Origin of the sequence: Endobacter medicaginis (genome assembly GCF_014192375.1) — a bacterium.
Lineage (GTDB): Bacteria > Pseudomonadota > Alphaproteobacteria > Acetobacterales > Acetobacteraceae > Endobacter > Endobacter medicaginis.
The window spans coordinates 371,859-378,758 of the sequence record NZ_JACHXV010000004.1; the positions used below are offsets into that span (position 1 = coordinate 371,859).

The window sequence follows — 6,900 nt, forward strand, 5'->3', positions numbered from 1 at the left end:
GATGACGGCGAGTGCGACCCGACGTCATCCCGGCCTCAATCTCGATCACGGCGACGAGGCCGCACAGCTGCAGACCGAGGAGCTGATGTTCGGCTTCTGGATCTTCCTGATGAGCGATCTGGTGCTGTTCGCGCTGCTGTTCGCCACCTTCGGCACGCTGCGCCACGCCCTCGCCGGCGGTCCCGGACCGCAGACCCTGTTCGAGCTCGGCAGTGCGGCGAAGGAAACCGCCCTGCTGCTCGCCTCCAGCTTCACCTTCGGCCTCGCCACCCTGTCGATGAAACACGAGCACGCCACCGGCGCGGTGCTCGGCTGGATGGGCCTGACCCTGCTGCTCGGCGCCGGCTTCCTCGGCCTGGAAGTGCATGATTTCGTCTCGATGACCGACAAGGGCGGCGGCATCGACCGCTCGGCCTTCACCGCCGCGACCTTCGCACTGGTCGGCACGCACGGGCTGCACGTCACCTTCGGCAGCCTGTGGATCGTGGTGATGATGATCCAGGTCGGGCTGATCGGCCATCGGCGCGACGACTCCCCAACCCACGCCGCCGGTCGCCGCAAGCTGGTCGATCGCGTGCACAACCGCATGCTCCGCCTCGCCCTGTTCTGGCATTTCCTCGACATCGTCTGGATCGGCATCTTCTCCTTCGTCTATCTCGGAGGGCTCGCCCGATGAGCAAGGCCCCCGGCTACCGCGACGAACTTCGCAGCTACGTCGTCGGCATCGTGCTCGCGGTGCTGCTGAGCGGGGTGTCCTTCGCCCTCGTCGCCTGGCATCCCGCCAGCCTGCGCACCACGCTGTGGGTGATCTCCGTCGCCGCCGCACTGCAGGCGCTGGTGCATTTCCGCTGCTTCCTGCACATCGACCTGTCCCGCCAGAAGCGCGACGACCTCTCGCTGATCGTGTTCTCCGTGCTGGTGATCCTGCTGATGGTGGGCGGCAGTTTCTGGATCTACGACAGCCAGATGAGCCTGATGCAGCCCTCCGCGGCGTGACCGGCGCCCAGACCCTCGCCATCGGTGCGCATGGCCGCGACGGTGGCGACATGCCGATCGAGCACTACGCCGCACTGGGCGACGGGCGCTCCGTCGCGCTGCTCGCCGCCGATGGTGCGATCGACTGGTGGTGCCTGCCCGGGATGGCCGACATGCCCGCCTTCGGCGCGCTGCTCGCGGGCGAGCCGGGCGGCGGCTGCCTGACCGTCGCCCCGAGCGGCCCGTTCAGCGTCATCCGCCGCTACGTGCCCGACAGCAACGTCGTCGAACACGTCTACGAAACCGCAGGCGGCCGGCTGCGCGCCACCTTCGCGCTCAATGGCGGCATCGCCGGACGCCTGCCCTGGTCGGAGCTGGCGATCCGGCTGGACGCGATCGAGGGCGAGGTGCCGATGCGCGTCGAGCTGCGCCCCGCCCTGCGCGTCGGCCGCGCCACCAGCTGGCGCGAGGACACGCCGTCGGGCCCGGTGCTGCATCTCGACGGGCTGATGCTGGCGCTGCGCAGCACCTTCGCCACCCGCCCGGCCCGCGACGACGATGCCGGCGTCAGTGCCACCGTCACCGTCCGCGATGGCGAACGCCATCTCGTCGCCGTGATCGCGACGTCGCACGCACCGCTGGTGCTGCCCCCCATCGCGGACATCGACCGGCGCATCGACCGCACCATCGCCGCCTGGCGCGAATGGCTGGCCGCGCGCAGCCTGCCCGGCCCCTGGCGCGATGCGGTCGCGCGCAGCGCACTCGCGCTGAAGCTGCTGCTGTATGCACCCACCGGCGCCATCGCCGCCGCGGCCACCAACGGCCTGCCGGAACGCATCGGCGGCGACAGGAACTACGACTATCGCTATGCCTGGGTGCGCGACGCAGCCCTCAGCATCAACGCGCTGCTGCGCATCGGCGCCTATGAGGAAACCCAGGCCGCGTTCGCCTGGCTCGCACAGACCGTGGCCCGGCACGGCGAGATCCGCACCATGTACGGGCTCGAGGGCGACCTCGCCCCCGAACAGACCGAACTCGACCTGCCCGGCTGGCGCGGCAGCCGCCCGGTGCTGCACGGCAACCGCGCCCGCTCGCAGCTCCAGCTCGGCGTCTATGGCGACCTGCTCAACACCGCCTCGCTGCTCGTCGAGGCCGGACATGTGATGGATCTCGGCACCCGCCGCCTGCTCGCCGAGCTGACCGACCGCTGTGCCGATCTGTGGATGTCGCCCGACAGCGGCCTGTGGGAACTCGCCGAACAGCAGCATTACACCTATTCGAAGATGGCCTGCTGGGCGGCGATGGACCGCGCCGTCCGGCTGGCCGAGCTCGGCCAGATCGACCCCGGCCGCAAGGCGCGCTGGTCGCGCGTGCGCGACGCCATCGCCGCCTGGGTGGAGCGCCATGGCTGGTCGGAAGCGCGGCAGTCCTACGTGATCCACCCGGGCTCCGACAGGCTCGACGCCTCGATCCTGCTCGCGATCCGGATGGATTACCCCAGCCACGACCGGATGCGCGCCACCTGCCGGGCGATCGATGCCGAACTCTCCGCCGGCCCGCTGCTCTACCGCTATTCCGACGCCGCGCAGGAGGAAGGCACCTTCGTCGCCTGCGCGTTCTGGCTGGTACAGGGCTACGCGTTGCTCGGCGAGCGCGACACCGCCCGCCGGCGGCTGGCGACGGTGCTCGACGCCACCGGTCACAATCTCGGCCTGCTGAGCGAGGAAATGGCCCCCGATGGCCCCACCATGCTCGGCAACATCCCCCAGGCGCTCAGCCACCTCGCCCTGATCGGGGCTGCGCACGCGCTCGGGGCCGATCCCGCCCCGGCCCCCTGAACGCGCCTCGTCGCGATGACCCGGGCGGCGAACCGGGCCGCCCGCATGATCGCCTCCGGCCAGGGTCGACCGTGGCCGAACGGCCACAACCGGCGTTGCTCGGATCACTCACGCCCGCGTGATGGATGACGCAGGCCCGCGCATCGGCCTACAGTCGCCAAAGCTGCAAGGCGATGCGAGGAAACGGTCGTAACTCTATGATCGAATTGGCTCAAATCACTCCAATCGCGGGTTCGATGCGTCCTGCCGGCCTGATGATCGGCACCGCGCCGCCGCGCCTGCGCGAACAGACCCGGCCCGGCGCCGACACCGCCCTGCGCAGTCCGCGCTTCCTGATGCGCCTGCCCGACCCCGCCGATGCGGCCGACCTGCACCGGCTGGTCAACGATTGGGGCGTGGTGCGCATGCTCTCCCGCCTGCCCTTCCCCTATCCGCGCAGCCTGACCGACGACTGGATCGCCTCCGTCGGCGCCCAGGCCGCCGGCCGCACCGCCTGGCACTTCGTCATCATCGACACCGCCGGCCGGCCCACCCGCCCCTCGATCGCCGGCGGTGCGACGCGCGTGGCGGGCGAGACGCTGGTCGGCTGCATCGGCCTGCAGTTCGACGCCGCCAGCCGCCATGCGACGCTGGGCTACTGGATCGGCCGGCCGTTCTGGGGCTCGGGCATCGCCGCCGAGGCCGCCGCGCGGGTGACGCAATGGGCCTTCGCCCATCTGGAGATCGACCGCATCGGCGCGGCCGTGGCGCTGGACAACCCCGCCTCCGCCGCCGTGCTGCGCCGCATCGGCTTCGTCGAGCGCGGCACCGGCACGCAGATGTTCCTCGCCCGTGGCGGCGAGCACCCCGTCACCCTGTTCGAGGCGCGCCGCGACACCCTGCCCGTCACCCCCCGCACCCCGCATGCCCAGAGCGCGAAGCCGTCCGCGCCCCGCGACGAGACCACCGGCCAGCCCGGCCCTGCCGGCAAGCCGATCGTGCTGGTGGCCGCGGCCGCCCTGATCGACGCCGACAACCGCGTCCTGCTGGCACGCCGCCCCGAGGGCAAGCGCATGGCGGGGCTGTGGGAGTTCCCCGGCGGCAAGCTCGAACCCGGCGAGACCCCCGAAGCCGCCCTGGCCCGCGAGCTTCGCGAGGAGCTCGGCATCGAGATCGCGCAGTCCTGCCTCGCCCCGATCGGCTTCGCCTCGCACGGCTACGACGATTTCCACCTGCTGATGCCGCTGTTCATCTGCCGCCGCTGGACCGGCCGCCTGACCCCGCGCGAGGGCCAGACCCTCGAATGGGTGGAAGGCGCCCGTCTCGCCACCTACGCCATGCCCGACGCCGACAAACCCCTGGTGCCGCTCCTGCGCGACCTGCTGTAGGATCAGACCGTCGATACGGATGGCCCGGCCGGCCACGAGGCGCGCGTCCTCGATTCCACCGCGATCCTGCTCTGTCTCGCCGACAGCTGCACCATCGCCGACATCTCCGCCTGGAGCTGGCTGGACCGCGCCGACCGGGTCTTCAAGGGCACGGCAGACCCGCTTGCGCCTTTCCCCAACCTCCGCCGCCTGATGGCGGCAATCGACGCCCACCCCTCCGCCGGGTAGGCGCCTCTCCGTCAGTCGATCGTCAGTCGATCGTCGTGGTGATGCTGCGCAGCAGCACATCGGGGATCATCTCCGGCGTCGCCTCGATGATCTGCGGACCGCCCGGCCCCTGCCGGGTCAGCCGATAGCGCAGGTTGGCATTCACCGCCGCTCCCTTCGCGAACAACGCATCCAGCCGGGCTCGATCCTCCGCCGACAGCGCCGACCACGCGACGTGGCCCTCGCTGTGCACATGCGAGGTCGGCGAGAAACCGCCAACCACGCCGCCGAGTTGCTCGATCTTCACATCGTCCATCGTGTGTCGGCTCCGCGGTCGGTCCGCGCCTGCAGCGCCGTCAGAGCCCGACAGCAGTCCAGGCAGCATCCACAGCAGCATGAACCGCCGGCGTGCTGGCAAACATGCTTTGGGCAAGCGAACGCGTCCTTGCTGCAAACTGTGGCATCGTCATGTTCGGGCTCGGACCGAACCCGGTCTGCGCCTTGTACCAGATCTTGCCCGCCTTGTCCCAGGAGTGACCGCCGATCGCCGTCGCGGCCTTGCAGAAGGCGAGATTCGGCGGTCCGCTCGAATAATGCGGATCGAGATTGCCGATCCCCGGATAGTAGTGATCCGGCTGTGCCGCCAGCGCGTGCGCCGCCTTCGGCGCGGCCATGTCGCGCAGGCAGGTGAAGCCCTTCTGATGGGCGACCGGCCCGATGATCGCCGCCCCGATCAGCCAGTCCGCCTGGGTTGCGACCTGGTTGGCTTCCCATTGCCGGAACATCGAGCCGAACACGTCCGAAATGCTCTCGTTCAATCCGCCCGCCTCGCCGCTGTAGGCCAGGCCGAGACTGTGCTGGGTGACGCCATGCGTCAGCTCGTGACCGATGACATCGTTGCTAAGGGTGAAATCGAGGAAGGTGGCGCCGTCACCGTCGCCATAGGTCATCTGCGCGCCGTTCCAGAAGGCGTTGTTGAACTTTGTCGAATAGTGCACCGACGAGACCAGCGTCATGTGCGCGCCATCGATCGAGTCCCGGCCGAACACGTCCCAGTAGAACTTCGCAACCGAACTCGCCTCCACGCAGGCCCGCTTTACGGTCGCGTCGGCCGAATTCGCCGGGTTCGCCACCGGCGTGCCCGGCAGGGTCGTTGCGTGCCGGCAATCGTAGACCAGGCTGGGCGGAAACAAGTGCGGCCTCGGCGGCTCCGGCGGCTCCGGAGGATTCTTCGGCAAGCGGGGTTGCGGCAGGCTCGACGCGGTCAGAGAAAGTTCGGCGTTCTATTAACGTATCTTGCAAAAATGACTGCTCAGCCGCGCGGTGTGTATCAACCCGTGACGAACATCCTCCGGCAGATCGACATCCGATGCAGACGCATCAGCACATCGCCCGATACAATGCGGCATCTGCATGACATATTGGCGTTCCCCATGCGGTATTCTGTTTAGACTTGAACATGATCCGTTCTTGTCGCCCTCGATTCCATATTATTGCCGCTTTCGTGAGTCAAGACAGTATGCGTCAAATTATCCAAGAATTTACTTACTATCTTTTCGTTACGGTAAAAGTTTGGTTTGCTGTGTTGTGGTGGCATTTTCTTGGGGTTTCTCTATTTTTATATATCTTACTTCTACAGAAAATGTCAATTTGTCCAGTTCGTCCAGATTATCGTTGCCTTCTCGTGTCGATTGGGTGTCCGATTTCAATCAGGCTTGTTATGACTTCGTAACTGCATGAGGGAGGTGCCGATGCGATCCCCGACGATCATCGCCTGCCTGCTCGCACTGACCGCCGTCACCGGGTGTGTCCCTGTGGCGACACGTGTCACGTTCGGCCCGCTGGGACCCCATGCCGAGTCTCAGGCGGGGACGCTTTATGCCACGACCGACGCGAGTTCGCGGCTGATCTTCACCAGGCCGATGGCGACCGGGCCGATCATCTGCTCCGAGCCGAGCCCCGACCTCGCGCTCGCCTTCGGCCGCATAGTCAACGGCAAGCTCATCGGCGGCAACGGCAAGATCAACGCCACCGCCGAACTCGACACCGCCGTCACGCCCTCGATGATCGCCATGGCGGGACGCAGCGCCGGCGTCGTCGCCCTGCGCGACGGCCTGTATTCCGCCTGCCAGGCGTACGCCAACCATGTCATCGGCCGCGAGGCCTACGCCCTAATCCTCAGCCAGTACGGCAACCTGCTGGTCGCCCTCGCATCCGCCGGTGGGGCCGATGCCGCCACGATCCCGGTCGGACAGCAAACAGCGGTCCAGGGCGACAAGCCCGCCGCCACGCGACAGGGGGCCGCCGGGGACCACGTCGCCGAAATGCAGCAGCAGGCGATGCAGGCGCTCATCGTCACCTGCCTGACCCAGCCCGACGTCGCCCAGCTCTCCCGCGACCAAGATCACAACGAGGCGTTAGGGCTGGGACCCATAAAGTAGATTCCCACGACGGCTTCGACGTGATTCAAAGTCTCCGGAAGGAGACCACCGTTGGACCGAGACCATTTCTGG

8 protein-coding genes are annotated in these 6,900 nt (G+C 68.0%); 6 read left to right on the forward strand and 2 right to left on the reverse strand.

Annotated elements, in window-relative coordinates:
- Position 1 precedes the first annotated feature (1 nt).
- From FHR90_RS07435 to FHR90_RS07455, 5 genes are all read left to right on the forward strand, one after another.
- Entirely contained in the window at positions 2–676 is a 675-nt protein-coding gene (locus FHR90_RS07435) for a cytochrome c oxidase subunit 3 family protein (protein WP_176623197.1), read from the forward strand.
- Positions 673–996 (forward strand): cytochrome o ubiquinol oxidase subunit IV, encoded by a 324-nt coding sequence (locus FHR90_RS07440; protein ID WP_176623195.1) that lies wholly within the window; start codon positions 673–675, stop codon positions 994–996. The genes FHR90_RS07435 and FHR90_RS07440 overlap by 4 nt, the downstream gene beginning before the upstream one ends.
- The gene (locus FHR90_RS07445) at positions 993–2,813 is read left to right on the forward strand and encodes a glycoside hydrolase family 15 protein (protein ID WP_266153115.1); all 1,821 of its coding nucleotides are present in this window, start codon (positions 993–995) and stop codon (positions 2,811–2,813) included. The genes FHR90_RS07440 and FHR90_RS07445 overlap by 4 nt, the downstream gene beginning before the upstream one ends.
- 254 nt (positions 2,814–3,067) lie before the next feature.
- Positions 3,068–4,180, forward strand: a complete 1,113-nt coding sequence (locus tag FHR90_RS17630) for a bifunctional GNAT family N-acetyltransferase/(deoxy)nucleoside triphosphate pyrophosphohydrolase (protein ID WP_408871430.1) — start codon at positions 3,068–3,070, stop codon at positions 4,178–4,180.
- A 66-nt stretch (positions 4,181–4,246) separates the two neighbouring features.
- Positions 4,247–4,408 carry a glutathione S-transferase C-terminal domain-containing protein gene (locus FHR90_RS07455; protein WP_218062125.1) on the forward strand — a complete coding sequence of 54 codons (162 nt, stop codon included), beginning with the start codon at positions 4,247–4,249 and terminating at the stop codon, positions 4,406–4,408.
- A gap of 22 nt (positions 4,409–4,430) precedes the next feature.
- Here FHR90_RS07455 and FHR90_RS07460 read toward each other — a convergent pair whose 3' ends face one another.
- A complete protein-coding gene (locus FHR90_RS07460) occupies positions 4,431–4,703 on the reverse strand; it encodes a hypothetical protein (protein ID WP_176625506.1) in 273 nt (90 codons plus the stop codon).
- Between the two features lie 40 nt (positions 4,704–4,743).
- Positions 4,744–5,580: a M4 family metallopeptidase gene (locus FHR90_RS07465; protein ID WP_218062123.1), complete on the reverse strand. Its 837-nt coding sequence runs from the start codon at positions 5,578–5,580 to the stop codon at positions 4,744–4,746.
- Positions 5,581–6,123: 543 nt separating this feature from the next.
- Between FHR90_RS07465 and FHR90_RS07470 the strand changes: the two genes are divergently transcribed.
- Positions 6,124–6,828 (forward strand): hypothetical protein, encoded by a 705-nt coding sequence (locus FHR90_RS07470; RefSeq protein WP_183274993.1) that lies wholly within the window; start codon positions 6,124–6,126, stop codon positions 6,826–6,828.
- The last annotated feature ends 72 nt before the right edge of the window (positions 6,829–6,900 follow it).